This is a genomic window from Streptomyces sp. NPDC047022 (genome assembly GCF_040644155.1).
Classification (GTDB): Bacteria; Actinomycetota; Actinomycetes; order Streptomycetales; family Streptomycetaceae; genus Streptomyces.
In genome coordinates this window covers 1-1,814 of the sequence record NZ_JBEYVV010000095.1, presented here as the reverse complement: position 1 = coordinate 1,814, position 1,814 = coordinate 1, and the positions used below count along the sequence as shown (strand labels likewise).

The 1,814-nt window shown below is 74.8% G+C and carries 1 protein-coding gene and 1 pseudogene; both read right to left on the bottom strand.

Annotated elements, in window-relative coordinates:
- Positions 1-152: 152 nt before the first annotated feature.
- Positions 153-1,697, bottom strand: coding sequence for an FAD-dependent monooxygenase (locus ABZ845_RS31900; RefSeq protein ID WP_360987033.1), 1,545 nt, complete (start codon positions 1,695-1,697; stop codon positions 153-155).
- A pseudogene (locus tag ABZ845_RS31895) lies at positions 1,694-1,814 on the bottom strand (cyclase); the annotation flags it as partial. The pseudogene ABZ845_RS31895 and the gene ABZ845_RS31900, both read right to left, overlap by 4 nt.

The following is a 1,814-nucleotide window of genomic DNA, read 5'->3' as shown; positions in this document are numbered from 1 at the left end:
ACGACGGTCGCTGGTACGGAACCTGGGCCGCCCGCCCCGGCTCGCCTCCCCCGCCGCGCCTCCCGTCTCCCCCCGGCTGCGGGTGGAGGTGGACGCTCCGGACCCCGGACCGCCGCGACGCGCCGCGTCAGGGGGGTGGGGGGTGAGGGTGTTCAGTCCGGAGAACTCGTCCGGGACGGTCCGAACCACCGGCGCAGGGCCTCCACCAGACCCGCCGGGGTGGTCCCGGACCAGGCCACATAGCCGTCGGGCCGCACCAGCAGCGCCTGGCCCGTGGGCAGGGGGGAGCCGGAGGCGGGGCGCAGGCCCGTGACGGTGACGCGGTCGGCCCAGCCGCCCGTGGCAGCGCGCAGCGCACCGGCGTCGTCCGCGTCCAGCAGGAGCAGCAACCCCCGCCCGGTGTGCAGCAGCTCTGTCGTGCGGTGCAGGCCCGCGTCCTCGGGATCGCCGGGCCCCGGCTCCAGCGGAACGTCGGGCAGGCGCCGGCCGACCAGCGGATGCGCCTGCGCGTCCGCCGCGATGTCGTAGCGGATGCCGAGGCCGCTGATCACACCGGCCAGCCGCTCCCGTACACCGTCCAGGGTGAGGAGTTCGGCGAGCAGGGTGCGCACCGGTTCGACCTCCGGCCCGCCGAGCAGCAGCTGGACCTGGGCGCGGATGTTGGCCAGGACATGGCCGCCCACGGCGTGCCGTTCCCGGTGGTAGGTGTCCAGCAGCTCGTCACCGGCGCTGCCGCGCACCACCGCCGCGAGTTTCCAGCCGAGGTTGAAGGCGTCCTGCACCCCGAGGTTGAGGGCCTGGCCGCCGCTGGGCATCTGCTGGTGCGCCGCGTCCCCGGCGAACAGGACACGCCCGTGCCGGTACCGGGCGAGCTGCCGGTCGAAGTCGCCGAACGCGTTGACCCACACGGGTGTGCCCTGGCCGATGTCCTCGCCGGTGACCCGCTTCCATACGTCCGCGACCTCGGCGAAGTCCGGCTCTGCGCCATCGCGGGGGCCCGCGGGCCTGCCGAACTCGTGCACCATCACCCGGGTCGTGCCCTCCCGGGTGGCGGCGATCGCGAGTCCTCCCGGCAGCCGCTCGAACCGCCGGTCGGCGATGCTGACGCCGGTGACATCGGCCCGCAGCAGCTCACGGGTGGCGTCGCGGCCCGGGAACTCGGCGTCGAGCAGCCGCCGAACCGTGCTGTTCTCCCCGTCGCAGGCGACCAGGTAACGGCCGTGCAGCCGCACCGGACCCTGGGGACCCAGGGCCTCGGCCGTCACGCCGTCCTCCTCCGCGCCGAGCGTCAGCAGCTGGTGCCGGCGCCGTATGTCGGCGCCCAGCACGCACGCCCGGCGCTGCAGCAGCTCCTCGACGCGGGCCTGGGGCACCTTCCACTGTCCGGGGTGGGAGCTGGGCAGGGTCAGGTCCAGGGGCACACCGCCGAAGTGGCCGCGCGGCTCCCGCGGGGGTGTGCCGAGCTCGCCCAGCAGCCCGCGCGAGTCGAGGATCTCCATGGTGCGCGCGTGCAGGGTCGAGGCCCGTGACTCGGTGGTGGGGCCGGGGCGTTCGTCCACGACGACCACCCCGGCACCGCCCAGCCGCAGCTCGGCGGCGAGCATCAGCCCCGCGGGTCCCGCCCCGGCCACGACGACATCGGTCCTGACGACATGACCGGTGTCGTCGGCGTCCGTGTCCACGACGTCGGTGTTCATGACCCGCGCTTGTCCTCGGCGAACGCCTTGGCGTGGTGGAGGGTGGCGCGGCTGTTGGTGGAGAGGGCTTCTTGTACGTAGTTCCTGGCGTCGTCGAGGGTGGCGTGGGTGCCGAGG

Coding starts and splice junctions, on each gene's coding strand:
- ABZ845_RS31900 (WP_360987033.1), bottom strand. CDS start 1,697: ATGAACACCGACGTCGTGGACACGGACGCCGACGACACCGGTCATGTC.